The sequence below is a fragment of the Holdemania sp. Marseille-P2844 genome (assembly GCF_900120005.1).
Classification (GTDB): Bacteria; Bacillota_I; Bacilli_A; order Erysipelotrichales; family Erysipelotrichaceae; genus Holdemania.
In genome coordinates this window covers 45,589-71,748 of record NZ_LT635447.1, presented here as the reverse complement: position 1 = coordinate 71,748, position 26,160 = coordinate 45,589, and the positions used below count along the sequence as shown (strand labels likewise).

Genomic DNA, 26,160 nt, shown 5'->3' with positions numbered 1-26,160 from the left:
CAGATAATTTTCATCGCAAAACCTTTGTTCTTTCCCTTGGGATTGAGTAAAATGAAGATCAGAGAAGCCGGTTGAGATTGCGGCGGCAGAGTTTTTAAGTTCTGTTCGCCAAGCGCAAAACGGCGGCTTGCATTTGAGAAAAAAGGAGGTTTAAGTCTATGGAATTGATAAAACCTGATTACCGCAAAGGAATCTTGAGCGTGATCAACGCCTGGCGGCAGCAGCTTGGATTGAGCGTCCATCACCCGGCGGATCCGCAGGTGAGCGCCTGGCTGGCTGACCATCAGTGGAATCAGATCGTCGTGCTGTTGATCGACGGGATGGGCGCCCGGCTGTTGGAAACCAAACTGGAAAAGGACAGCTTTCTGCGGACGCATCAGCTCAAGGAAGTGACGACGGTCTATCCTTCAACCACCTCGGCCGCGACGACCAGCGTGCTCAGCGGGAAATCCCCGGCGGAAAACGGCTGGATCGGCTGGCATCAATATTTTAAGGAACTGGATGATTCCTTGATTCTGTTCATGAACCGCAGCTATTACGGAGAGCGAAGCTATCTCGATTACTCGTATACGCATATCCCGTTTCTGAATCAGAAGGAAGAGCTGATCCGGCAGGGGAAAACGGCGCTGGAGCTGTATCCCGCTTTCCGCGAAGGCGGGGCGCACAGCTTCGATGAATTGTGCGATCAAATCGCCACGCACAGCCAGGCTCAGGACGCGCAGTTCATCTATGCCTATTGGGATCATTTCGATTCCCTGATGCATGTGAAAGGTCCCTCGGATCCGGCGTGTACGGAGGAATTGAAGCAGATCGACGCGCGCTGCCGCAGGTTGGCCAGCGAGCTGGATCCGCGGACGGGCCTGATCATCATCGCTGATCATGGACAGGTCGACGTCGACAACATCAATCTGAAAGAGGATCCTGAGCTGCTGGACTGTCTGCGCTTTGGCCCGACGGTGGAGCCGCGCGGCACAGCGTTCTTTGTGAAGGATGGACGGCTGGCGGAGTTCAGGGAAAAGTTTGAACGGAAATATGGCGACCGGTTCGTATTGAAACCCTCGCAAACCTGGCTGGACGAAGGACTGTTCGGTCCGGGTCCGATCCATCCGCGGACGCGGGAATTCCTCGGCGATGTTTTCGCGGTTGCGATCGGTTCCAGCTGCCTTGGTCTGTGGGAAAACGGGAAGCCGCCGTTTAAGGGTCAGCACGCGGGACTGGGTGTGGAGGAAATGATGATTCCGGTGATTCTGGCCGCGCGGGAATCGGAGGATCCAGATGCGTTGGTTTGATCCGGAAGACCGCAGCGAAGCGGTGATCACGGCCCAGCGGCATGTGAAAAGCAGTCACGGTACCTCAGCGCCGCCAGTTCTGCCGGAGGTGTGCGTGTTGTTTGAAATGGGGCGGGCGCTCGATCAGCTGCGTCAGGATTACCCCTGTGAGGTGATCAGCGAACATCTGCCCTGTTTTCTGGATAATCCGCCGTGTCTGAGATTGCGGGATGCTCCGCATGTTTGCTTTACGAAAGGCGGCTATGGCGCGCCTGCGGCGGTTGATACGCTGGAAACTGTGCTGGCGCTGGGCGTAAAGAAGGTGATCGTCGCCGGCTTGTGCGGTGTTTTCGATCCCCGGGCGCAGGTGGGGGACGTTCTGATTCCGGCGCGGATTTACAGTGAGGAAGGCACGTCCAGACATTATGCTGAAAACTGTGAATGGGCGGAGGCCGATCCTGCGCTGCGCGCTTTTCTGAATCAGGCGATGGCGAAGACGCTGCCGGTCAAGTCTCTGGATACCGTGACCACCGACGCAGTCTATCGTCAGACGATGAACAAGGAAGCGGCCTGGCGTGCGCTGGGCTGCGTCGGGGTCGACATGGAAACCGCCGCCCTGCTTCAGGTCTGCGCGGTTTACGGCATCCCGGCTGCGGCGATGTTGTTGGCGTCGGACGGTCATCCGCTGCCTGAGACCAACGCCGGCTGGCGCTGGGGCAGCGTGAACTTCGCCGAGGTCAGAAAACGCTACATCAATCAGGTCATTCAAGCCGGCATGCGGTTGGCTGAAGAATGCTGGACTGAGGAATTAACGGAAATTCCTGTCCTGTCAATACTGTGCTTCTTATCGCTTCGCTGCTTTTCCTGAAAAAACAGCGAAGCTTTTTACTTTTCCCGCTTGATTTCTGCTATACTGAAACTGGAAAAGAAAGCGGAGAAAGAGGCGCGGAAAGGGGCAGTCAAAATGATTCGCAAAGCGTTTAAAATGAAGTTGTACCCCGGCAAGGAAGCAGAATACAAACGGCGGCATGATCAGCTGTGGCCGCAGATGAAGCAGATGATCCACGACTACGGCGGGCATGAATATTCGATCTTTCTCGATCCCAAAACGCTGACGTTGTTCGCGGTGTTAGAGATTGAGGACGAGGAGCGCTGGGCGGCTTCGGAGCAAACGGAAATCTGCCAGAAGTGGTGGGATTCGATGGCGGAGCTGATGGAAACCAACCCGGACAACAGCCCGGTCAGCGTGGACTTAATCCCGGTGTTCTATTTGAAATAACAGGAATAAGGAGAGGATCAGATCATGACGCAACGTCCTGATGGCAGATCTCGATATTCTTCATAAGGAGGGAAAAAACATGACGGTTTCATCAGAAAAATTCCGGCTGGCCGCTGCGGATTATGCGCTTCTGGGAGTTGACGTGGAAGCGGCGCTGAACACGCTCGCCGGAATTCCCATCTCGATTCATTGTTGGCAAGGCGACGACGTGATCGGCTTCGACGGGGCCGGGGCGGTCTCCGGCGGCATTCAGGCGACCGGCAATTATCCCGGCCGCGCGCGGAATTTCACGCAGCTGAAGCAGGATATTGAAACGGCGCTGCACTTGCTCCCTGGAAAGCACCGGCTGAATCTGCATGCCAGCTATGCCGTGTTTGAGCCAGGACAAAAGGTAGACCGCGATCAGCTGAAGCCGGAGCATTTCCAGCCGTGGATCGCTTTCGCAAAGGAAAACGGACTGGGGCTGGACTTCAATCCGACGCTGTTTGGACATCCGCTGGCGGAGGCTGCGACCCTTTCCAGCGAAGATGAAGCAATCCGGCAGTTCTGGATCCGCCATTGTCAAACCTGCATCAAAATCGCTGAAGCTTCCGCGGATCAACTGGAAGACACAAGTCTGGTCAACATCTGGATTCCCGACGGATTAAAGGATATTCCAGCTGACCGGACTTCTCCGCGCGCCCGATTAAAAGCTTCGCTCGATCAGATTCTGACGTTGGATTATGACCGCTCGAAGGTGAAGATCGCCGTGGAATCGAAGGTATTCGGCATCGGGATCGAAAGCTACACCGTCGGCTCGCACGAATTTTACATGAATTATGCCGCACAGAATCAGCTGCTTTGTCTGTTGGATTCAGGGCATTACCATCCGACGGAAATGATCAGCGATAAAATTTCGTCGATGTTGTTGTTCAGCGACGAGCTGGCGCTGCACATCAGCCGGCCGGTGCGCTGGGACAGCGATCACGTCGTGCTGTACGACGATGAAACGCGGCAGATTGCTCAGGAAATCATCCGCAATGACGTTCGCCGGATCCGCATCGCAACCGATTATTTTGACGCCAGCATCAACCGGATCGCGGCGTGGGCAATCGGCGTGCGCAGTGTCCGCAAAGCGCTGCTCAACGCCCTGTTAACGCCGCAGGCAACGCTGGCTGAGCTGCAAAGACAGCGCCGTTTCACCGAACTGATGGCGCTGCAGGAACAGCTGAAAATGGCGCCGCTGGGGGCGGTTTGGGAGACTTTCTGTCAACGTCAGGGCGTACCGGGCGAGCAGGAATGGCTGAGAGTCGTACAGGACTATGAACGTCGTGTTCTGGCAAAACGGGAGGAAGAGGAACAAGGATGAAATGTTTGGAAACACCCTGGATGCAGGGAATGATTCGGATGTGCGGCGACGGCTTCCGGCAAGGATGGCACGAGCGCAACGGCGGCAATCTGTCGTACCGCATCCCGCAGACCGAGCTTGAGACGATTCACAATCAGCTGGATTTTGGCCAGCCCTGGCAGCCGATCACGGCCAAGGTGCCGGGGTTGGCCGGCGAGTTCTTCGCCGTGACGGGAAGCGGCAAATATATGCGCAACGTCGAGCTGAATCCGGCCGCCAATCTGGCGATCATCGAGATCAGCGCCGACGGCACGCAGTACCGGATTGTCTGGGGCTTGACCGAAGGCGGAAGACCGACCAGCGAGCTGCCGACGCATCTTATGAATCATGAGGTGAAAAAACGCGTCACGCAGGGGAAGCACCGTGTGATCTATCATGCCCATCCAGCCAACCTGATCGCCCTGACGTTTATCCTGCCTTTGGAACCTGCGGTCTTTACGCGGGAGCTGTGGGAAATGGCGACGGAATGTCCGGTCGTGTTTCCAGAGGGGGTCGGCGTGGTGAAATGGATGGTGCCGGGCGGCCGGGCGATCGCCGAGGTGACGAGTGTGCAGATGGAACAGGTGAACGCCGTCGTCTGGGCGCATCATGGATTGTTCTGTTCAGGAACAGATTTTGATGAAACGTTTGGCTTGATGCACACGATTGAGAAGTCTGCCGAGATTTTGATCAAGGTGCTTTCCGTGACTCCGCATAAGCGGCAGACGATCACAACGGAGGATTTCATTGCGCTGGCCGAGGATTTTCACGTCACGCTGAACCCTCAGGCGCTGCATCGAAACGACTGACTGAAAGATAAAAAAACCGAAGTATTAGAATTTTGGTCAAAAATAAAAAAGAAACAGTCGCTATTTTTTTACAGTCATATCTACCCTGCAACAAGCGCCGGCTTTCTTTCTGAAAATGATGAAGGGGTTAAAAATATTGAAGCAGTAGACTACCATTTCTGGATAATGCACGTTTGCTGAAGACAGAAGATATGATGCCTGTGTATACTATAATTATTTTTTCCTTTCCAAAAAAGCAGCGCTGATTTCATTGTTCGATTAAAGGAAAACAGAAGCCTTCTATTCAAAAAAGTTAAGAATATAGGGCAAATCGCAAAAAGCAGAAAAAGAAAGATAAGAATGAATATGTTCTTCCGAGAGCTGAACAGAAAAATCTATATCTCTGCTACTCGAGTAGAATTGCCCAGCCACTCCGGCTAATGTTTAACCTTAATCATCGTCTAGGGGATAAGCGAAGAAAAGCCAATGATGTTGCTTACAAATAAAAGGGTAAAAGGCAAAGACGATGTTATCTAAATTGTGAGAGACTACATGAGCTGCTGGCAAATTGAGGAGAATTTCAAATTCAAGAAACAACAGTATGGATTTGAAGGAGTGAGAGTCAGGACATGAAAAGCATTAAATAATCTGAATACGATGCTGATGGTTAGATAGGATATATCGGATTATTGGCTGAAAAAATAGATAAGAAATTATTGATAATCAAAATCATAGAAAGAAGCCGTTCCATAAAAAGTAATGCCTATTTCTGGTTCTACCAAATCAATAAAGGGAAAAAGAGTATATTGAGTTATGTACATACGGGGATAAAGAAATTTCAATTCATAGATTATCACAAAGATTTCGAGCAGCTAACGTTGAAGTTATAAGTAAAAATAAGAATATGAAATTTTTACTTTGACAAAGGATGGTTTTCTTATACTTAAAAGTGAAAATCTTTGGCAGAAGCAATAAATTTAGTGACTGGATACAAAGCGAGCTTTAAATTACGTCTGAAAAAATAGAGAAACACCGAAACTCAAAACCTTCCTAAATTGAAATATCCTGAAAAATTGGATATAATATCGCTTACTACTCATTGTCCAATCGCCCCGTGTAAAGGAGGCTTTTATGATAGAGAAACATATTGCTGAAGCAACTGAATGTGATTTCAAGGTTGCGTTGGAAATGAAGAAACCAAAAAGCTGGCTAAAAAGCGTCAGTGCATTTGCAAATAGCATCGGCGGTACGCTGTTCTTTGGTGTTGCCGATGACCGAAGCATTTATGGTCTTGAGAATGTTCAGACCGATGCCGAAACCATTAGCCGCCTGATTAAAGAGCGCATCACTCCGCTGCCGCAATTTGTACTTACACCGATGCAGGAAGATGGCAAAAACATTCTGGAGCTTACTGTAGCTGCCGGTCGTTCTACGCCTTACTATTACAAAGCAGACGGCATTATGGAAGCTTATATTCGTGTAGGAAACGAAAGCATTGCTGCCCCGGATTATGTGGTAAATGAGTTGATTTTGAAAGGCACAAATCGTTCCTTTGATGCGCTGGCTACCGATGCGAAAAAATCAGATTACAGCTTTACACTTTTGGAAGCCACCTATCTGGAACGGACAGGGCTTCACTTTGAGCCATCTGATTACATTTCCTTTGGTTTGGCAGATAAGAACGGTTTTTTGACAAATGCGGGAAAACTGCTTGCCGACCAGCATATCGTGTACAATTCCAGAGTGTTCTGCACTCATTGGAATGGACTTGAAAAAGGTTCCATCTATGATGATGCGTTGGATGATAAAGAGTTTGAGGGCAACCTGATTTATCTACTGCAAAATGGCGGCGATTTCGTCCGCAATAACTCCAAAGTACGATTTGCAAAGGAAGCACACTACCGGGTAGATAAGCCTGACTATGCAGACAGGGCAGTGACTGAAGCCTTGGTAAACGCCCTGATCCACCGGGACTACATCATCCTTGGCAGTGAAATACACATTGATATGTATGCTGACCGTCTGGAAATTCAATCGCCGGGTGGAATGTTTGAAGGAAAACCAATTCAGGAATATGACATTAATGCTATCGGTTCGGTGCGCCGCAACCCAATCATCGCCGACCTGTTCCACCGCATGAAATTCATGGAACGCCGTGGCAGCGGATTGAAAAAGATATTGAATGAAACAGCAAAGCTCCCAGGATATTCTGAACAGCTGAAGCCAGAGTTCTACTCTACGCCAACTGACTTTCGGGTGGTTTTGAAAAATGTGAATTACAACTTGTTGGCAACCCCACAAGATAACCAACAAGTCACCCCACAAGATAACCAACGAGTTAGCACAGAAGAAAAGATAATGATGTACTGTAAAGAGCCGCATAGCCGTAAAGAAATTGCTTTGCATTGTGGATATAAGGATGTCCGTTATTTTTCTTCCAGCTATTTGCATCCGCTTATGGCACAGGGAAAATTGCTAATGACTATTCCAGATAAACCGAACAGTAGAAATCAAAAATATATCGCAGCAACAAAAACTAAGTAATATAAAAATGCAGAGCGCTATCTAAAAGGTTCTTAATCGAATTTGGGTAAAGATAAAAAGGCAAGGTAGGATAAAGCTTCATTTAACGCTTTATCCAGCCTTTTTCTTTGTATGGACATTCTATGCCTACCCGAAACCAAGTAAGAATCGCATAAGAATGGTTATTATTTTTCAAAGGATTTTTTTGAAAAAACAGGGTGAAAGAATAATGCGGAATTTTGAAGAAGAAATCAGTAAACTGTTTTTGTGGTATAAAACAGAAGTGGAGAAATTGTTTGAGAAATATAAAGAAAGTATGCACGGTTTGGATGGCTGCTCGGATGAATATCGCTTTGAGCTTAAAGCGCTGCAAAATCAACTGGATAAAGAAGAATACATACAACTAAAAAACATGATAAGTAGCGCGAGCAATCGCGCTTTTATCATGTCCTTGTGTAATGTGTAAAAAGGCAGACGGTCAAGTGAAGCAACGCGTGAGAAAATAACAAGAGGGGCGCAGGATAAGAAAGGATTTAGAAGATTCAGGTTTCGTTTCGGATCTGATCGACAAGATCATCTATACCTGTAATCATAATTTCCCGGGGATCAAAAATGGCAAGACAACAGAAACATCCGCAGCGCTGATCCTGAAGTCACTGTGCTTTGTGATGCACGGAGAAAATACGCGCTTTTTCAAGATCATTCATAATTGGAATCCTCTGATATTTGTTTTTCTTCCTTCATCATCTGGCGGCATTGCTGGGGACTGAGACCGAAGCGGTTTTTGAATACCCGGCAGAAATAATGCTGCGACGTGAAGCCGCACTGTTCGGCGATTTCCCACATCAGATACGGCTCTGGACTTAGCAGCATCGTCCGCGCCTTCGTCAGCCGTTTTTCGTTGATCAGTTCGCTGAACGTACAGTTGACTTCTTCTTTGATGATCCGCGACAGATAGGAAGCGGAAACGTGAAATTGTTCAGAGAGCTGATTGAGCGAAAACTCGCTGTCCGTCGCCCGGCGATCAATTTCCTGCAGCACCTGTGTGATCATCCGGCGGTCCTGATGCTGCGGGACCACGATCCGGGAGGTTGTGATCTCCTGCTGGAGCATCGCCGCGCAGCGATCCAGCACGGCGCTGAGCTGTTCCTCGGTGACCGGCTTCAACAAGTAATCGACGACATGGTAGCGGCACGCTTTCTGCGCGTATTCAAAGTCGCTGTAGCCGGAGATGATCACAAACCGCAGCCGCGGATCCTCATGGTAGCGCTCAATGACTTCCAGTCCGCTGACTAACGGCATGTTGATATCCATGAAGACGATCGACGGCCGCAGCTGTTCGATCATCGCACACGCTTCCTCTCCCTGGGCCGCGGCGCCCACCACTTCCATATCCTTTCGGCAGTGGCCGATCATCCTGGTCAAGCCCCGCCGGGTCATCGCTTCATCGTCACAAATTAATACTTTCCACATCATGATCCTCCTCAATTGCCGGAATCCGCACTGTAACCACCGTGCCCTGTCCGCTCGCGCTGTCCAGCGTCAGTCCGTAGTCCTTGCCATAGGTTAAACGAATCCGCTGGTGGACGTTGACCAGGCCGAAGCCCAGACTGCTTTTTCCCGTGTCGAACGCCCGGCGCAGCTGGCCGAGCGTTTCGGAGTCCATTCCCACACCGTTGTCGCTGACCTTAATTTCCACGTCCGCACCGCGGCGGCGCGCCTGAATCGACAGCGTACACGGATGCGGGCACGGTTTGATGCCATGCGCAACCGCGTTTTCCGCCAGCGGCTGCAGCAGCAGCTTCAGCATTAACAACGATTGCGTTTCAGGCGAAGCTTCAATCGTGAAATCAAACTGATCCGCAAACCGCATTTTCTGTATTTCCAGATAATACCGGACGTGATCCAGCTCGCGCGGCAGGGGGATGAACTCGTCGCCGCGGCTCAGGGAAATCCGGTAAAAGCTGGATAACGTGCTGATCAGCTGAAGCATGTCTTCGTCGTTGTGATCGTAAGCCATCCAGTGCAGCATATCGAGCGTGTTGTAGAGAAAGTGCGGGTTGATCTGAGCTTGCAAGATCCGCAGCTCGGCCCGCCGTTTTGCTTTTTCCTGATCGATCAGCTGGTTCATCAGCCGCTGGATCTGGGCCGTCAGCTTGTTGAAGGAACGGGCCAGCGTTGCGATTTCATCACCGCCCCGTTCTTCTGCCCGGATGCTCAGATCGCCGGTTCCGGCCTGGTCCATGGTGGCGCACAGCTGAGCCAGCGGCCGGCTGATCGTGCGGGAAAGCAGGATCGCCGCGAAGATCGTCACGCCTAACAAGACGATCCATACCATCGCCAGCGTTCCCAATAAAGAATAGGTGTTCTGCATCAAGACGGAACGCGGCACCTGCGTACATAAAAACCAATCCTCCGTCATCGGGATCGGCGTAAAGTAGAAAAACGAACTGCCGTCCGAGACATAACGGGTGGATGTCGGCGGATCCACTTTCAGATGCTCGGCGAACTGCGCCAGCTTCGCGCTGCTCAGCGCTTCCGGCAGCACGGTGTAGTTGCGTCCCTCGCTGTCCATAATCCACGATATCCCGTTATAGAAATCAATCCCCTGCGCCAGCTCCGTCAGCCGGTTGAGCGCGATCGCACCGTTGATAAAACCATACGGCACACCGTCTTTGCGCAGCGGATAACAGATCAGGGCGATCGGGGCGTTGTCGGTCTTGGAAGTGACCGGTTCGCTCAGAATAAATGGTTCATCACCGGTCATTGCACGTTCAAAATAATCGCGACCGGATACGTCGATCGTCTTATCCTGGGCCACCCAGCCGATCCCATCGCGCATGCCGATGGCGAAGGTGCCCCATTGATTGCCATAGCGCTGCCCGACGTCGGCGTTGAGCGTTTCGACAAACGGCCGGATGCGGTCAAAATCCATCGACTGCACCGCCGGGCTGAGCGCGATGATTTCCAGTTCACTGACGCGCTGGGCCAGCCAGTCGCCGGCTTCGCGGGCTTTGGCGTCGAACAGCTGGACGCTGGTGGAGGAGACCAGCTGTTGATTGGCATGGGAAACGGTCAGGTATACAAGGCTCATCAAAACCGCAAAGGCGGCGGTGATCAGCGCGCTGAATGTCACGATCATTCGGGTTTTAAATTTCATGGGGATCACCTCAGGTTGATAAAGTACAAATTTTCGAAAATTTGTGCAAATACAAACAAGTCCTGCCGGGCTATAATGCTAATGTAATCACAAATAAGTGATGTTGTCAAAGGGAGGAAAAAGAAATGAAGAAAGTAACTCTTCTGGCGTTAGCGGGCGTCATGGCGCTGAGCCTGACAGCCTGTTCGCAGAAGCCTGCGGAACAGCCGAAGACCAGCGACGAGCCGAAAACTGCGGACGTCAATACCGAAGCGGACGTAATCGTCTTAGGCGCAGGCGGAGCCGGTATGGCGGCGGCGATCACCGCAAAGGAAAACGGCGCGAGCGTTCTCGTGCTGGAAAAAATGCCGATGGTCGGCGGCAACACGCTGATCTCCGGTGCGGAAATGGCCGCTCCGGGCAACTGGCTGCAGGAAAAGGAAGGGATCGAGGATTCCGTCGATCTGTTCTATGAAGACATCATGAAGGGCGGCGACAATATCGCGGATCCGGAAGTGGTCCGGGTTCTGGCTGAAAATGCCCTGAGCGCTGCGGAATGGCTGCGCGACGACGTGCATGTTCAGTTTGAGGATAATATGTTATTCTTCGGCGGTCATTCTGTCAAGCGCAGTCTGGTTCCGCTGAACGCCAGCGGCGTAGAACCGATTCAGAAGTTAAAGGCTAAATGCGACGAGCTGGGCATCGAAATCCAGACCGATACGCCGGCAACCAAACTGATCCAGGACGAAGCAGGCAAAGTGATCGGCGTCGAAGCCCAGCATGACGGCCAGACTCTGACCTACACCGCTCACAACGGCGTGATCATCGCGACCGGCGGCTTTGGCTCCAATCTGGAAATGCGCAAGCAGTACAACCCGATGATGGATGAAAAAATCCTGTCCACCAACAGCGTCGGATCGACTGGCGACGGCATCACGATGGCGGAAGCGATCGGCGCGAAGCTGGTCGACATGGAATGGATCCAGACCTATCCGACCTGCGATGCGGAAACTGGACGCTTACTGTATGTCGGCGACGTCCGTCTGGACGGCCGTGCGATCTTAGTCAACCTGGAAGGCAAGCGGTTCGTTGAGGAACTGGAACGCCGCGACGTCATCTCCAAAGCGGTTACGGAAACCACCGACGGCTTCTCGTATCTGTTCTGGGACGAAGCTTCGATGGTCGCTTCCGGCGTCCGCGAGCAGCATCAAAACGAATATGATGATCTGATTGAACGCGGCATGTTGGTAAAAGCCGACACGATCGAAGAAGCGGCAGCGCATTTCGGCATCGATGCGGAAAACCTGAAGGCCACCGTCGCGAAGTATAACGAATACTGCGAAAAGGGCAAGGATGAGGAATTCAACAAGCGCGGCGATCTGATCGCCTTCGGCGAAGGTCCTTACTATATCATGAAGTCGATTCCGGCAATCCACCACACGATGGGCGGCATCAAGATCAATCCGGAAGCTCAGGTGGTCAATGTTGACGGCAACGTCATTGAAAATCTGTATGCGGCTGGCGAAGTAACCGGCGGCATCCACGGCACCAACCGTTTAGGCTCCGACGCGATTGCGGATATCATGGTCTTCGGCCGGATCGCAGGCGCTAACGCGGCAGCGAACAAATAAGCAGAAATTTAGAATCCGTCGGTATTCCCTGTAACGAGAACCGGTACGGATCAAGAAAATCAAAATGAAAAGCCCCGTTCTTTCAGAAACGAAAGCCGCGGGGCTTTTATCTGTTTTTATCCCTTCCATTATCAAGGGATGCACAAAAACAAAGGCATCAAAGGCGTCCATGAAATAGAAAAGCACGGATCCCGGCGCTGTTCTCAGCCTTCATCCTGCGTCAGTCCTGCGCCGTCGTTTCCGCCAGTCTTATGCGTTTGAGCATCGCCGGGGTTTTGTATTTTTGTTTATGACAAAGCTGCGACAGAGAATTTTCTAAACGGAAATCACTGACGATCACGGGGGTGAAGCGCCGGGTTTCGATCTTCTGATGGGCCAGCGGCTGAGACAGGAGTGTGACCCCGAGGTTTTGCCGCGCGGCTTCCAACAGCGCTTCAAGCGAAGAACATTCCCACCCTGGGCACGCGTTGTTGATTGTCCATCTGGACGATCCCGGCGATTCCTCGGCGATTATGACCAGTTCTTCGAAGCAGCATTGAACGAAGGCACCGTTTGAATTCTGATGATTCTGACCGAACCAGACATTCTGGCTGGCAAAGGGGCTGTTGAAAACGGGGGGATCATCGCCGTGGACCTGACACCTCCCGACTTTTCCGATCTGTGACGAAACGAGACAGAGCGCAGTCTGCCGGAAATTTCACGCAGCGATACGATCCAGAGTCAGGCTGATCCACGTCATTGCATTGTCAGTGAATCCCATGCCCGGTTTCCCGGGCAGCACCTTCATGATGGAAGGAGATTTCATGAAATTGAACCGCTATTCCGGCTATAAACCGTTCAGCTCGTTAAGAATCCGGCTTAATGTCTTTTGAACATCCTGATCGCTTAACGGTCCTTCCGGCAGATTGAAGACATGATCAAAGCCCAGAATTTCAGCCTGAGCGGCGTTTGTCTTTGCCGGCGTCACTAAGATGGTCGTCATGTCTTCATGATGCGCGATTGCCGCAGCCTGAGGCAGGGAACTGGAGGAGGAAGGCGACAGGAATTTCTGGCGGAAGCAAAGCAAGGCGTCCGCATGGCGCAGCCGTTCTCGAAAACCGATCGTCGACATCAAGGCAGCGACGCCATCCTGACATTTCCCGCGCAGCAGCACCTGAATCGTATAGCCCAGCCCATAACCTGCGCCTGCACCCGGTTCGGCGGCGGACGAAGTTTGCTGCAGCCAGCGAATGAGCGGCGAAGCAGGTAGGGCATTGCGGTATAAATCCTTGGGATCGCACAGCGCGATGAACGTCAATCCGCGCAGCGTTTTCTTCAATTCCTGATCGTCTGCCCGGACGATTTCACCCAGATCGTCGTAAACAAACTTCATGCCCAGCACTTCCAGCATCCCCAAACCGCCATCCTGCGGTATGGCGTTGCTGAGCATCAGATAAAACCGGCGGCAGCCCTGGTTGAGGGCATGAAGGATCAGGTGACCGCCAAGCCGGGTACTGGTTTCATCAGCGAGCGCGGAAAGTTCCAGAATCGCGTTGTTGCCCCGCACGGCATAACTGATTTTTCGGGCAGGGAAAGCCGGATCAACGGGCAGGGTCACCCGCTGGCAGACCGACTGGCCAATCAGCGCGTCGACATATCCATGTTGTCCATCGCTTAGATTGCAGGAAACCGACTGGCATTGAGAAATCGGTACGAGCGCCTGCAGGCTCTCATTAAACGCCCGGGCGTCCCAGCCGTCGTCAAAGGGCTCCGCCGCCAGCACCAGCCGCGGCCGCAACGTTTGCCGCATGAAGAACCGTTCCTGCAGCTGGACCGGATGATGATCGCTGGACATCAGCGTAAATTCTTCTTTCAAAAAGAATGGCAGCGAGGGCATCAGGACGATCACCTGCAGCTCAAAATGATGATGTTTTTTCGCGAACCGGCGGGCCTGATGCAGCAGTTCGCTGGATAAGCCTTCGCCCTGATGGTGCTGCAGGACCGCTAACAAATCAATTTGCCAGCGGGTAGGATCCAGCGCCAAAGCTCCGATGATCTGACCGTCATCCTCCTCCGCGGCAAAAATTTCCCATGGCGGCAAGGGTTTGTTGGGGACAATTTCCGATACGTCCCAGCTGCACGCTTTAACGCAGGTCTGCCGCTGGGTGCGCAGCATCCGCCGGCTGAAGTCTAAAAGCGCTTGAATTTTCTGTCGCTGAGCGGCAGGGTAATGACGGATTTTCATGGTATACCTCTTTTGGCTCTTTTTCTTATTCTATCATAATCCAATGTCCGGGAAAATGTTCTTGACTGCGCTTATGACACACTGACGGATTTTTCAGCCAGTTCCTGCCGCGGTAAATTCTGTTTCAGCCAGAGTCTCCATTCTTCCTGCAGCCGCTGTGGGGCGTGCAGGATGCTTTCCTGCTCGCTCATGGACGGCTGCTGCAATACGAGCACATCGCAAAATCCAGCTTCCAGCAGCGTTGTTTTCGCCATACCGAGCTGACCGCATACCGCCAGAACCGGTACGTTTGCCTGCTGAGCATGACGAAGGATACCCAGCGGGACCTTGCCTTGTAAACTTTGCGCGTCGATCCGGCCTTCGCCGGTAACGATCAGATCCGCTTCCGCCAGCTGTTCGTCCAGCCGCATCCATTGTAAAAGCTGTTTTAGTCCGCTGCGGATTTCACAGTTGAACAACCCTTTCAACATCAGACCGCAGGCCCCGGCCGCGCCCAATCCCGGCAGATTTGCCAGGGAACAGGCCTGCCAGGCTTCCACTTTGCGCGTCAGCGCTTCCGTACTGCGGTCCAGCTGGCCGATCAGCCGTTCATCTGCGCCTTTCTGCCGGGCGAACACCCGGGCTGCCCCGGTACTGCCGAACAATGGATTTGCGACGTCGCACAGGCAGATCAGCTGTGCGTCAAAGTTTCGCAGTTCACAGCCGGAAACGTCGATCGCTTCGATTTGATCCAATGTCAAACCGGTAGGCAGAAAGGTTTTTCCCTGATGGGAAAAACGTACGCCCAGAGCCGCCGCGATTCCGCATCCCCCATCATGCGTGCCGCTGCCGCCCAGACCCAGATAAATCGTTTTGCATCCGGCGTTTAAAGCCGCTTTGATTTGCAGACCTGTGCCGTAGGTTGAAGCCAGAGCAGGATTGCGGGGCTGGCATAACCCCAGCCCGCTGCATTGAGCCAGTTCAATCACGGCTTCCGATCCCCTCCTGGCCCAGACTGCGCTCCATGGCTGGCGCTGAGGATCGCAGAACATCCCTTCCTGACGGAGAAAGCCACCGTTTTTAACGACAGCTTCAACTAAGCCTTCGCCTCCGTCGCTAATCGGCAGAACTGTGACTTCAGCCGCCGGAAGAAGTTCATGCGTCACAGTCTGAATGTGCGCTCCGATCTCGCTGCTGGACATACAACCTTTGAAGGAATCCGCAGCCACGATGATTTTTTTCATTGTTAACCTCCAGTTAGAGTGAAAGCTGTTACCGATCAACTCAGCCAGTAAGTAAAACTGGATTAGAGTTCAGCTTTTTATCGGCAGTCTTTTCAAGTTGATTATATCATCATCTTTTGTTTTCTTTTCGCAAAATTCAATGAAGTATTCGCTGTATATTCCTTTTCCTGATACCCATTCCTTTCTTTATCTTCAAAAGTTTACGTGGATATCCTCTGATTACGGTAAAGGAAGCAGAAAATCCGGGCGTCAGAGTAGGCAGAAACCGGAAAAACGGGTATGATAAAGCTGACAAAAATAAAAAAACAAAGAAAGGACGAACAATCATGGAAAAAGCATATAATTTCAAACTGAACGACAGCGAGGGCAACGAAGTAGCGCTGCATGACTTCCTGGGGCAGAAGGTCGTCGTCTATTTTTATCCCAAGGACAGCACGCCGGGCTGCACAAAGCAAGCTTGCAGCTATCGCGATCATTTTGCCGAACTGGCCGCGCGGAATCTCAAGGTGATCGGCATCTCCAAAGACTCCGCGTCATCCCATCAGAAATTCATCGCCAGGCAAAGCCTGAATTTTACGCTGCTTTCCGATCCTGAACGGATCGCGATCGAAGCTTATGGCGTCTGGCAGGAAAAGATGATGTATGGCAAAAAGGTGATGGGCGTGGCGCGTACGACGTTTGTGATCGACGAGCAGGGAAACATCTTAAAGCGTTTTGACAAAGTAAAGCCGGATCAGGACGTCGCGCAGGTGCTGGCGTTCATCGACGGATTGGAAGGACAGAATTAAATTTCCAATCTCGATTTCGGTCACTTTCATCAGGATAACCGGTCTGGAACGAGTTTGATTCCAGACTTTTTAAATCGCTGCGGGCATGAAAAAGGCACTCTTTTCAGCATAATTAAATAAGCAGGAAAATAACGGAAATGTAAGCGCTGTGATCATTTCTATGTCGAACATTGTCGAAATTAAAAAAATAAGGATATTATTCAATTCAGCATATTCACTTTTCCTAAAACATAGTATAATGATGATAAGTAAAGGAGCAGGATGGGTGAGCAGGATGAATAAGAAACAAACACAAATCATCGGCAACACGCTGGTGGAAGAATATGCCGTGCCGCTGATGGCGGAGGAAAACGCGACCTTACAGTTATTGGAGTACGCCGACCGGATTGCGAATTTAGACGCATTCGTCGTCGATTATATCCGTCTGGAAGAACTTCAGATGTATTCGGAAGATCGGGGAATTCCAGTCTATACTGATGTGGAAAGTCTGGCGATCGTCAAGCATGATCTGGCGAAGGATTCAATCCGCACATGTCTGGTCAAGGGTTTCTATATGAACGTGGATCTGTCGGTCATCGTCGATATGCAGTCGAAGACGATCCGGTTTAACCGCAGCCGGTTCAGCACGCTGGACACCGAGGAAATCATCGCTGCCGTCGGCGGTATGACGCAGCTGTAAAACGGGGAAGCAGGACATTTCAGAAACGAGATGTCTTTTCTTTTTGCGGAAAAAAAGGTAAACTAAGCCCAGGATAAAGGAGGAATCGCTCGTGGAAACGATCGAATTAAAAACCGCGATTCTGCACAGCCTGGATATGAATCTGGGGATGCCTGTGGTTTCGCAGGTGGAATTGGAACCGACGGACTTTTTAAATACCTATCTGGAAAAACGGCTGCAGCGTCTGACGGGCAGCGAACACTGCCGCACAAGCACAACGGCCAGCATCGGCGGGGTCCAGCTGGATGAGGTGCTGAAAGCCTCGGACTGGCAGGCGTTTTACCAGTTTACGCTGCAGCTGCTGGAAAAGCTGTTCAACTACCGCCAAAGCAACGGCGGCCAGAGCGCGGATGTTCTGTTCGCGCTGCTGGAGATCGACCGGCATTTAAGCTTATATGTCGGAATTCTGGATTACCGCAGCTCGCTGATTCACCATCTCAGCCAGGATGAACGCCAGACCCGGCTGGAGTTAGTCGAATACCAGACGACGCTGCCCGGCGCGTCGGCCGGGGTGAGCTTCGAGTTCTGCACCGATCTGTTCACCGGGCTGACACAGCTGATTGAAAAGAAGGAAAAAGGCTTTACGCCGCTTTCGGAACTGCTGCTAAATCAACAATTTGAAATGACGCCGAAGGAGAAGATCAAGGCGGCGCAGAAAATCGTGCAGGAAATTCATCCCAGCGACGATCTGACCGAAATGAACCGCCGTGTCGAGTTCAAGCAGAAAGTTGCAGAATCGCTGCAGGAAAAGGAAGAAGTCAACCTTGAGGAAGTCTTTGAGGAAATCTACGTCGACGATCCTTCGACGCTGTTTGAAGCGAAGGCGAAGCTGCAGGACCGTGGTCTGGATCAGCAGCGGATGGTTGTGACCAGCTCCGCCTACGACGCCAAGCTGAAAAAGCAGAAGCTGGTGACCGACAGCGGGATTTCGATCGTTTTGCCGATTGATTATATGCACGATCAGAGCCATGTGGAATTCATCACTAATCCTGACGGCAGTCTTTCCATCCTGTTGAAAAACATCACCCATATCTATGATAAATAAACGCAGCCGGACAAATAAAAAAAGAATGTAAGAAGTTACATGGATTGATGTAAAATTTCTCTTTTTATCGCGAAGCAGGTGATTTCCGTCTTGACAACCGTCTCAGTTTCGCTTAAACTGAATCCATATTCAAAATTCAGCGAACAGGAGAGTAGCTTGAGATATCCATTAGCGAGCCAAAACAGAGTGAAAGTTTGGCGGCACTGTCAATAGCGAAGCGCACCTGGGAGAAGTTCAGATGAAAGCAGTAGTCTGAAACGTGAGTCTGCGTTAACGAACGAGGGGGTCGGATGTTTTTGTTCCGGCAACTAGGGTGGTACCGCGATGTGAGTCGTTCCTAGATAGAGGAACGGCTTTTTTGTTTGGAAAAGAGGGGTAATATGAGAAAGATGAAGAGCACGCTGATCCTGGCCGTTATGATTTTCTGCCTGTGGATCACAACTGGATTGTCGCTGGCGGCCGAGGAGGAACAGCCGGCTCAGGGCAATCCCGCCAACCGGCTGGAGGAAATCCTGCAGCGGGGCAAACTGATCGTCGCGACGTCGCCGGACTTTGCGCCGCAGGAGTTTATCGACGATTCCAGGAAAGGACAGGACCAGTATGTCGGCTCCGACATCATGATGGCGCAGTACATCGCTGATCAGCTGGGCGTTGAGCTGGAAATTCAGGCGATGGACTTCGCGATGGTGCTCAGCTCAGTCGATCTGGGCGAAAGCGACATGGCGATCAGCGGTTTCGGCTGGAAGGAAGACCGCGAGGATTCCTTTGAATTATCCGACGGGTTTAACAAAACCGGAGAAGCGGCCTGTCAGGGGCTGATGATCCGCCGCGCGGATGCGGAGAAGTATCCGGATCTGGCCAGCTTCGATGGGAAACTGATCGCCGCGCAGGCCGGCTCATTGCAGGAAAACTATGTGCAGACCCAGCTGCCGCAGGCGACGCTGGAAACGATCACGTCGATGGACATCGGCATCCTGAGCTTAACCACCAACAAGGTGGATGCGCTGGCTTCCGACTGCGACGTGGCCAAAGGCTATGTATCCAAGGACAATTCGCTGATCTTGGCGGATGCGCGCTTCGATACGACGTTGGAAGATCAGCATGCCGGCAACGTGCTCGCCGTTAAAAAAGGCGAAACGGAGCTGATTGCCGCGATCAACAACATAATTGCGGACATCAACGAAAAGGGGCTGTATGAACAATGGAAAAACGAAGCCAAGACGCTGGCTTCCAAGCTGGGCATTGAATTCGACGGCTCCGAAGGCGTCGCAAAGAAGTCGCCGGGCGTCATCCAGGTCTTCCAGGAGAATTCCGGCATCTTCATGGGCGGCTTGTGGGAAACCTTGAAGCTGGCGGCAATCACGGTCTTCTTCGGCACGATCTTCGGCGCGCTGATCGCGATTATCAAGCTGTCGAAAAATCCGCTGCTGAAATTCATCACGGCGGTGTATGTCGAAGTGCTGCGCGGCACGCCGATTCTCGTGCAGCTGTATATCTTCCGCTTCTTTTTGCCGATGGCCTTCCCATGGCTGAACCTGTCCAAATATGCCTGCGTCGTCATCGCGCTGGTCTTCAACAGCTCGGCTTATGTTGCGGAAATTATCCGTTCCGGCATTCAGGCGGTCGACAAGGGCCAGAGCGAAGCGGCCAAGAGTCTGGGCATGTCCAACCGGCACATGATGATGAAGATCATTCTGCCGCAGGCGGTCAAGAATATCCTGCCGGCGCTGGGCAACGAGTTTGTCACGATGATCAAGGAAACCTCGCTGGCTTCCACCTTCTATATCGGTGAGCTGATGTATACGCGGACGCTGTTAATGAGCACGAAGTTCTATGCCTGGCAGCCGCTGATCATCATTGCCGCGATCTACTTCGTCGTGACCTTTGTCTTATCGAAGGGCATTCAATATATGGAAAAGAGGATGAGCGTCAGTGATTAATGCAGGAGAAAAATTAATTGAAGTCAAAGATCTGAAAAAGAATTTCGGATCGCTGGAAGTTTTAAAAGGAATCAACGAAACGATTCATAAGGGCGAGGTCGTCTCGATCATCGGCCCCTCCGGCAGCGGCAAGTCGACGTTTCTGCGGTGTCTGAACCTGCTGGAAAAGCCGACCAGCGGTCAGGTCATCTTTGAAGGCGTGGACATTGCCGACAAAAAGATCAATATCGACCACCACCGTCAGAAGATCGGCATGGTGTTCCAGCATTTCAACGTTTTCCCGCATTTAACCGTGCTGGAAAACATCACGATCACCCCGACGCTGGAAAAGAAGGTTCCGCAGAAGGAAGCGGAAGAGAAAGCGATGAAGCTGTTGAAGCAGGTCGGCCTGGAGGACAAGGCGCACGAATATCCGCGCAAGCTCTCCGGCGGTCAGAAGCAGCGGCTGGCGATCGTGCGGGCGATGGCGATGGAGCCGGACGTCATGTTGTTCGACGAACCGACCTCGGCGCTCGATCCGGAAATGGTCAAGGACGTTCTGGAGGTCATCCAGCAGCTGGCGGAAGGCGGCATGACGTGTGTGATCGTCACGCATGAAATGGGCTTTGCCCGGTCGGTCAGTGACCGCGTGTTGTTTATGGATGAAGGCGTGATCGCCGAACAGGGCAGTCCGACGGAAATCTTCGATCATCCAACCCATCCGCGAACGATTGAATTCTTAAGCAAAGTGTTGTAAAAAAACAGGATTTTGGCGCATCATAGGATTACCGGCCGGCCTGAGCAAATCGTTGAATTCAAGCTGACTAAGCCAGGGCAGGACTGAATATAAAATAAAGATGGAGGTGTCCGAATGAAAACAACCTTTCAGTACGATCATTACTATGCTTATTCCGAGCTGACCGAAGCGCTGCAGACGCTGGTCAAAAACCATCCGGATTTACTTGCGATGGAATCGATCTGCAAGAGTGAAAAGGACCGCGACGTATGGGCGCTGACGCTGACCAATAAGCAGACGGGCGATCCGCTGGCGAAGCCGGCGTTCTATATCGACGCCAATACGCATGCCGGGGAAGTGACCGGTTCGATGGCGGCGCTGCATACGCTCGACGTCTTGTGCACAAACTATGGCGAGGATGCCCAGCTGACGCGGCTGGTGGACACGCTGACGTTCTACGTCATTCCGCGGATCAGCGTGGACGGCAGCGAGGTGTATCTGACTTCGCCGTATGATCTGCGTTCCGCTGACCGGCCGTATCTGACCCCGGTGCAGCAGCCGGGTTTAGTGCCGGAAGACATGGATCAGGACGGCGTGATCCGGATGATGCGGATCAAGGACAAGCACGGCGCCTGGAAGATCAGCAAGACGCACCCGCAGTTAATGGAAAAACGCAAGCCGGATGAGCGCGATGGCGAGTTCTACACGGTCGTCAGTGAAGGCGTGCTGAAGGGCGCCAACGGCAATGAGATTCAGCCGGCTCCCACCTTATGGGGACTGGACTTCAACCGCAACTATCCGTTCGGCTGGTTCCATGAATCCCGCCAGGCCGGGGCCGGGGCTTACCCGTTAAGCAATCCGGAAAACAAAGCGGTAGTGGATTTTGTCCTGGCCCATCACAACATCGGCGCGGTCGCAACGCATCATACCAGCGGCGGCGTGATTCTGTATCCGCCGGGAACCCGCCCGGAAAAGAGCGCGGATCCCGACGACATGCGCCGGCTGCGTGAGATCGCGGCGATGGCGACGGAAGAAATGGGCTATCCGGCGATCAACATTTTCGATCACTTCATGACGGATCAGGAAAATTATTCCTCCGGCGCGTTTGACGACTGGTGCTTCCAGGATCAGGGCATTCCTGCCTATACGCTGGAACTGTGGAATCTGTTGGAACGGGCCGGCTGCAAGATCGACTGGGATCGCCGCGACGCCAAAAGCGAAGCGGAATGTCTGGACACGATGGCGAAGGTGCTGGCGTGGTGCGCGGAAAACGCCCCGGAAAGCATGGAAGCCTGGACGCCGTATCAACATCCGCAGCTGGGATTAGTGGAAATCGGCGGACTGAATCTGAAATTTACTGAGGAAAACTGTCCGAATGCGTTCTTATTGCAGGAAGTGGAAAAAACGACGAAGTTCTGCCTGCGCTACGCTCAGTCGCTGCCGCAGCTGGAGATCGACAAGACAAATGTGAACTGGCTGGGTGCGGATCTGGCGGAAGTAACCGCTACAATTTCTAACGTTGGCTATCTGCCGACTTATTTAAGCCGGGAAGCGAAGCTTCTGGGCACGGCCAAACCGGTCAAGGTTTCGCTGCAGGGGCAGATTGAGAGCTTCATCGCCGGTCAGGCAATTACGGAGATCGGCGATCTGGAAGGCTATTCCGGTGCGAACGCCGAGTATCGTTCCTGTGAAGTCACTACCGGCGCACACGCACCGCTGACCCATACCCTGCGCTGGCTGGTGCAGGCGCGCAAGGGTGCGGAAATCACGATTACTGCGTTCCAGCCGAAAGCCGGCCGCGCGGTCGTAAAGCTTGTGTTATAAGGCTGGCGCTGATTTTCAAACGAAAGAAGAATAAACAAGAAACAGGAGAGACCGTGATCTTTCCTGTTTTATCATGTATTTGGGATTATTCGGCTTCGGAGAAATAGTAGACGACAAACGCATGTTCCCGATCGATGCAGATCGTATAGGTGACCCCGTCCTGCACCGCTTTCCAGCTGTCGTAGTCGCCGCCGATCGTTTCCTGAATCCCGGCCGGTTCCCATGGAGGATTCTGATCCAGCTTGAGGAAATCCTGGGCGAAGGCTTCGGCCAGCGCCTGCCCCTGCGCCTGCGTCAGATTGACAAGCGGCCATTGCGAGGCGTCCGCACCGTAATCCCGGAAGTGCAGCGAGGTCATCCGGTCGGCGTCAACGGTGATCTGGAGATTATAGCGGTAGCTGTCAGCGATCCGGGTCTGCGGATCATCGTAGCTGGCGAGCAGATAGAAATGCGAAGAAGGGATTGTCCGGCTGTTGATGCCGTCCAGCACCGCCTGCGGGATATAAGCCCGCAGCCGATCGACGATATCGTTCAGCGGCATGAACGCGTCGGCGTCCGCGGGATCGAGATCAAAGGGGGCGGCTTCGCCGACCTGCACGCGTTCCAGAAATAAATCCTTATCCTGCGAGCGCATCATCAGACTGAGCGTTGCATCGCCGGAGGCATACAGAGTGCTGTCCTGGATCACGATGTCTGCCTGAACCCGGATCTGATCCCGGTAAACTGCCGGTTTTTCAGACCAGACCTGACATTCCGGAGTCGCGAATCGCAGCAGCTCCTGCCGGTCAGCGGCACTCTGATCTGGCAGCAGTGACCGCAGCTCTGCGTCATCCTGCGCGACCAAGGCTGAACAGAATTGTTCAGCCAGCGTTTTTGCCTGCGCGTCGAAAGCGTTTTGTTGACGCGGACTGCACAGCGCCACGATCAGCACGACGACCAGTCCGATCGTCAGCAGACCGCCAGCCCAGCACGGTAGTTTTTTATAATTCAGGATGTTCTCAATTCGCCTGCGCAGCGACCCGCGCGCAAAGTTCAGCGGGTGCGGGAAGCGCTGCCAAGAGGCGGCAGCCAGTTCGACCAGGGCATGGGAATAGGCTTGTTTTCCCGGACTGTCCTGACGGCGGATTACCGCTTCATCGCAAGCCATTTCCATGTCCTGACTCATCAGGGCAAAGGCGGCCCAGACCAGCGGATGAAACCAATAGACGCAGACGAGCGCGTAAGCGGCCAGCTTGATCCACGGGTCTTTGCGCCGGGAATGCATCTGTTCATGAAGCAGTACGCTGGTTTCCTCTATTTCATTTAATCCCTCCGGAAGCAGAATCCGGGGATGAACCAGGCCGATCAGAACCGGCGAGTCCAGGTCGGAACACCGCCAGATTCCAGGCTGAATTTCAGTTCCCCGGACACAGCGGCGAAGAAACCGGCGGTATTGGAGCAGACTGCCGCTGACGATCACGGCCAGTCCGATCAGCCAGAACATTCCAAGTCCGGCGGCCGGTTGGGAAGCGGACATAGGGCGGGTTTCCGCAGCTGCGGCTGTTTCTGGCGGGATTAAGGACGTGCGAGGGGCATCGCTGCGCGGAAGCGAGAGCGCCTGCGCGGTCTGTTCGCTCAAGGCCATTGCGCCGGCGGGGACAAAGCTGACCGGCGCGCTGATCGATACCGGCAAAAGCAGCCGCAGAAACACCGCCGCCCATAAGGCATAGGCGTAGATTTTCGGCGTATGCCGCAGCAGCCATCGCAGAATCACGACAACGAGGAAGACGAAGCACACGGCGACGCTGTTGCCGATCAGAAAATTAAGCGCCGCGTTCATCATCATTCTCCTGACAGCGGTCAATCAACGCTTTCAGCGCTTCAGCCTCATCCTCGCTGATTTTCTTTCCGGCCATAAATGCGGTCAGAAACGCCGGAAGCGAGTTGTCGAAAAGATTTTCCAGCACCTTGCGGCTTTCATACTGCTGCACCTGTTCCTTCTTGATCAGCGCTGTTACGACGGCATTTTCATTTTTAAAGAACCCTTTTGTGCAAAGCTTTTTCAACACGGTATACGTCGTTGTACGCTGCCAGTTCAGCTGTTGGCGGCACAGCTGCGCCAGCTCGCCGGAGCTGAGTGGTTCGTGTTCCCAGATAATGCAGGCAAAACGGTATTCCGCTTCATGCAGTTTCAGTTCCTGTTCCATAAAGCACCTCCTGTCTATTGCAATAGACACATCTTCTGTCTTGAGTCTATCACGATAGACAAGGGCTGTCAACATTGGATTTCATTGCAAGAAACTGGATCTGTGATAAGATTAAAAGAATCAGGAAGGATGAGTTCATGAAACAAATCAAAAAAGAACTGCAAGCGCCGCGCCTGCCCCTGAAGCTGGATCCCGCTGTGCTGACGTCCGCGCTGGCGGCGCAGGAAAAACTGACCGGCTTGGAAATCAACGATGATTTATGGCCGGAAGAAAAAGCGCCGGGCAGGGAATTCAGCGAATGCCGGCTGACAAAGGTGACGATGGCGGCGATCAGCGAGAAAAATTATTTTATCGACGTGATTTTCGATCACTGCGATTTTTCCAACTGTCAGCTGAGTGAAAGCACGCTGCGGCGGGTTGTGTTCGATCATTGCCGCATGACCGGCGCGGATCTGTCGCGCTGCGTGCTGCAGGACGTGGTATTCCTCAACTGTGCGCTCGATTATTCCAACTTCGCGTTCTCCAGTTTTAAAAGCTGCCGCTTTGCGGACTGCATCTGCACGCAGTCTTCATTCAGCGAAGGAAAGTTTTCCAGCTTTGAAATTCAACGCTGCAAGCTGGATGAAAGTGAGTTTTTCCACAGTCATCTCAGCGGCGTCGATTTGTCCACCTGTTCGATCGAAGGAATTGCCTTGTGCGGCGACGAGCTGAGGGGCGTGATTGTGAATCCGGCGCAGGCGGTGGATCTGGCCCGGGTTTTGGGGATTATCATTAAGGAAGAATAAACTGCTTTTGACTTACACAAATATTTCACAATTCGACCATGTTTTTCACACAAGCGGAGGTTATAATGAAGACAATCAAATGAGAAGTTTGATTAATTTCTTTCCCCCGTTAAGCCAGACTCCCTGGCAATAGAAAAATCATTCCTGTTGGAATGGAAATAGAAAGGCGCCCGGTAAGCGAATTTCTATTTTTTTTATGAGAAAACTGCGATTTTCAAACTGGGGCAGGCCGCTCAGGCTTGATTTACTAAAATGAGGCTTCAGAAAATCATGTTTTTTACACGGGTGACGAAACTGTAAGCTGTCTGTAAGCTCAAACGATGGAGAGCGGCGGGAATATTTCTTATAATGAAGCCAGAAATCAAGGAGGAAAGGCTTCATGAAGAAAAAAACAGGATGGCTGCTCATCAGTTTAGGCGTGGCGGCAGGCTTGCTTTGGTGGATTAAAAAACAGAAGGAAGCGGAAGATGATGATTAAGAATCTGCGCTGGTTTGTCACGACGATGTTTGTTTTTGGAGGCATGAGTCTTTGCCTTCTGGATCAATACAATCCGGTGCTGAACCTGATCGCGGATATCCTGCATCAGGGCAGCCGGCTGATGCTTCGCTGATCCAGCTTTAAATCCAGCTTCGCCTGAAATGAAAAGATGTTTGAGTCAGGGACTGGCGTTCGCCAGCCCTTTTTCGTTGTTTTTCCTTTCGGGCAGGATCGGGGGAA

The 26,160-nt window shown here is 52.4% G+C and carries 23 protein-coding genes and 1 other annotated feature; of the genes, 16 read left to right on the top strand and 7 right to left on the bottom strand.

Features of this window, described 5'->3' with window-relative positions:
• Window positions 1-158: 158 nt before the first annotated feature.
• The 7 genes from BQ7364_RS00460 (at window position 159) to BQ7364_RS00425 (ending at window position 7,690) form a co-directional block, all read left to right on the top strand.
• A complete protein-coding gene (locus tag BQ7364_RS00460) occupies window positions 159-1,289 on the top strand; it encodes an alkaline phosphatase family protein (RefSeq protein ID WP_083538312.1) in 1,131 nt (376 codons plus the stop codon).
• Entirely contained in the window at window positions 1,276-2,136 is an 861-nt protein-coding gene (locus tag BQ7364_RS00455; RefSeq protein ID WP_072682866.1) for a nucleoside phosphorylase, read from the top strand. The genes BQ7364_RS00460 and BQ7364_RS00455 overlap by 14 nt, the downstream gene beginning before the upstream one ends.
• A gap of 96 nt (window positions 2,137-2,232) precedes the next feature.
• Entirely contained in the window at window positions 2,233-2,547 is a 315-nt protein-coding gene (gene rhaM, locus BQ7364_RS00450) for an L-rhamnose mutarotase (protein WP_072682865.1), read from the top strand.
• A 79-nt stretch (window positions 2,548-2,626) separates the two neighbouring features.
• Window positions 2,627-3,895 carry an L-rhamnose isomerase gene (locus BQ7364_RS00445; RefSeq protein WP_072682864.1) on the top strand — a complete coding sequence of 423 codons (1,269 nt, stop codon included), beginning with the start codon at window positions 2,627-2,629 and terminating at the stop codon, window positions 3,893-3,895.
• Window positions 3,892-4,722, top strand: coding sequence for a rhamnulose-1-phosphate aldolase (rhaD, locus tag BQ7364_RS00440; RefSeq protein ID WP_072682863.1), 831 nt, complete (start codon window positions 3,892-3,894; stop codon window positions 4,720-4,722). The genes BQ7364_RS00445 and rhaD overlap by 4 nt, the downstream gene beginning before the upstream one ends.
• A 1,110-nt stretch (window positions 4,723-5,832) precedes the next feature.
• Window positions 5,833-7,245: an ATP-binding protein gene (locus BQ7364_RS00430; RefSeq protein ID WP_072682861.1), complete on the top strand. Its 1,413-nt coding sequence runs from the start codon at window positions 5,833-5,835 to the stop codon at window positions 7,243-7,245.
• Window positions 7,246-7,402: 157 nt separating this feature from the next.
• On the top strand, window positions 7,403-7,690 hold the full coding sequence (locus BQ7364_RS00425; RefSeq protein ID WP_072682860.1) for a hypothetical protein: 288 nt from the start codon (window positions 7,403-7,405) through the stop codon (window positions 7,688-7,690).
• A gap of 233 nt (window positions 7,691-7,923) precedes the next feature.
• On the opposite strand, the gene BQ7364_RS00420 is transcribed toward BQ7364_RS00425, so the two are convergent.
• Both BQ7364_RS00420 and BQ7364_RS00415 read right to left on the bottom strand, forming a co-directional pair.
• Window positions 7,924-8,697, bottom strand: coding sequence for a response regulator transcription factor (locus BQ7364_RS00420; RefSeq protein WP_072682859.1), 774 nt, complete (start codon window positions 8,695-8,697; stop codon window positions 7,924-7,926).
• A complete protein-coding gene (locus tag BQ7364_RS00415) occupies window positions 8,675-10,384 on the bottom strand; it encodes a cache domain-containing sensor histidine kinase (RefSeq protein WP_072682858.1) in 1,710 nt (569 codons plus the stop codon). The genes BQ7364_RS00420 and BQ7364_RS00415 overlap by 23 nt, the downstream gene beginning before the upstream one ends.
• A 125-nt stretch (window positions 10,385-10,509) precedes the next feature.
• On the opposite strand from BQ7364_RS00415, the gene BQ7364_RS00410 reads away from it, so the two are divergent.
• Window positions 10,510-11,994, top strand: coding sequence for a flavocytochrome c (locus BQ7364_RS00410; protein WP_006057698.1), 1,485 nt, complete (start codon window positions 10,510-10,512; stop codon window positions 11,992-11,994).
• 220 nt (window positions 11,995-12,214) lie between these two features.
• Here BQ7364_RS00410 and BQ7364_RS17870 read toward each other — a convergent pair whose 3' ends face one another.
• The 3 genes from BQ7364_RS17870 to BQ7364_RS00395 form a co-directional block, all read right to left on the bottom strand.
• Window positions 12,215-12,469 (bottom strand): LysR substrate-binding domain-containing protein, encoded by a 255-nt coding sequence (locus tag BQ7364_RS17870; protein WP_255370381.1) that lies wholly within the window; start codon window positions 12,467-12,469, stop codon window positions 12,215-12,217.
• A gap of 351 nt (window positions 12,470-12,820) precedes the next feature.
• Window positions 12,821-14,218, bottom strand: coding sequence for a GNAT family N-acetyltransferase (locus BQ7364_RS00400; protein WP_072682856.1), 1,398 nt, complete (start codon window positions 14,216-14,218; stop codon window positions 12,821-12,823).
• Between the two features lie 71 nt (window positions 14,219-14,289).
• Window positions 14,290-15,441 (bottom strand): glycerate kinase, encoded by a 1,152-nt coding sequence (locus BQ7364_RS00395; protein ID WP_072682855.1) that lies wholly within the window; start codon window positions 15,439-15,441, stop codon window positions 14,290-14,292.
• Between the two features lie 326 nt (window positions 15,442-15,767).
• Between BQ7364_RS00395 and bcp the strand changes: the two genes are divergently transcribed.
• The 6 genes from bcp (at window position 15,768) to BQ7364_RS00365 (ending at window position 22,471) form a co-directional block, all read left to right on the top strand.
• Window positions 15,768-16,229, top strand: coding sequence for a thioredoxin-dependent thiol peroxidase (gene bcp, locus BQ7364_RS00390; RefSeq protein ID WP_072682854.1), 462 nt, complete (start codon window positions 15,768-15,770; stop codon window positions 16,227-16,229).
• A gap of 274 nt (window positions 16,230-16,503) precedes the next feature.
• Window positions 16,504-16,908, top strand: a complete 405-nt coding sequence (locus BQ7364_RS00385; protein ID WP_072682853.1) for a hypothetical protein — start codon at window positions 16,504-16,506, stop codon at window positions 16,906-16,908.
• 91 nt (window positions 16,909-16,999) lie between these two features.
• Window positions 17,000-17,992: a nucleoid-associated protein gene (locus tag BQ7364_RS00380; RefSeq protein WP_072682852.1), complete on the top strand. Its 993-nt coding sequence runs from the start codon at window positions 17,000-17,002 to the stop codon at window positions 17,990-17,992.
• Window positions 17,993-18,122: 130 nt separating this feature from the next.
• Window positions 18,123-18,334: a binding site (T-box leader), on the top strand.
• A 38-nt stretch (window positions 18,335-18,372) separates the two neighbouring features.
• Window positions 18,373-19,932 carry an ABC transporter substrate-binding protein/permease gene (locus BQ7364_RS00375; protein ID WP_072682851.1) on the top strand — a complete coding sequence of 520 codons (1,560 nt, stop codon included), beginning with the start codon at window positions 18,373-18,375 and terminating at the stop codon, window positions 19,930-19,932.
• Window positions 19,925-20,668: an amino acid ABC transporter ATP-binding protein gene (locus tag BQ7364_RS00370; RefSeq protein ID WP_072682850.1), complete on the top strand. Its 744-nt coding sequence runs from the start codon at window positions 19,925-19,927 to the stop codon at window positions 20,666-20,668. The genes BQ7364_RS00375 and BQ7364_RS00370 overlap by 8 nt, the downstream gene beginning before the upstream one ends.
• 114 nt (window positions 20,669-20,782) lie before the next feature.
• Window positions 20,783-22,471: a M14 family metallopeptidase gene (locus tag BQ7364_RS00365; protein WP_072682849.1), complete on the top strand. Its 1,689-nt coding sequence runs from the start codon at window positions 20,783-20,785 to the stop codon at window positions 22,469-22,471.
• An 85-nt stretch (window positions 22,472-22,556) separates the two neighbouring features.
• Here BQ7364_RS00365 and BQ7364_RS00360 read toward each other — a convergent pair whose 3' ends face one another.
• Both BQ7364_RS00360 and BQ7364_RS00355 read right to left on the bottom strand, forming a co-directional pair.
• Complete coding sequence (locus BQ7364_RS00360) at window positions 22,557-24,290, bottom strand: M56 family metallopeptidase (RefSeq protein ID WP_072682848.1); 1,734 nt, start codon at window positions 24,288-24,290, stop codon at window positions 22,557-22,559.
• Window positions 24,274-24,657: a BlaI/MecI/CopY family transcriptional regulator gene (locus BQ7364_RS00355; RefSeq protein WP_072682847.1), complete on the bottom strand. Its 384-nt coding sequence runs from the start codon at window positions 24,655-24,657 to the stop codon at window positions 24,274-24,276. The genes BQ7364_RS00360 and BQ7364_RS00355 overlap by 17 nt, the downstream gene beginning before the upstream one ends.
• 137 nt (window positions 24,658-24,794) lie before the next feature.
• Here BQ7364_RS00355 and BQ7364_RS00350 point away from each other — a divergent pair, with 137 nt between their 5' ends.
• Together BQ7364_RS00350 and BQ7364_RS17865 are read left to right on the top strand one after the other, a co-directional pair.
• Window positions 24,795-25,442 (top strand): pentapeptide repeat-containing protein, encoded by a 648-nt coding sequence (locus tag BQ7364_RS00350; protein ID WP_072682846.1) that lies wholly within the window; start codon window positions 24,795-24,797, stop codon window positions 25,440-25,442.
• 467 nt (window positions 25,443-25,909) lie between these two features.
• Complete coding sequence (locus BQ7364_RS17865; protein ID WP_159432732.1) at window positions 25,910-26,053, top strand: hypothetical protein; 144 nt, start codon at window positions 25,910-25,912, stop codon at window positions 26,051-26,053.
• Window positions 26,054-26,160 lie beyond the last annotated feature (107 nt).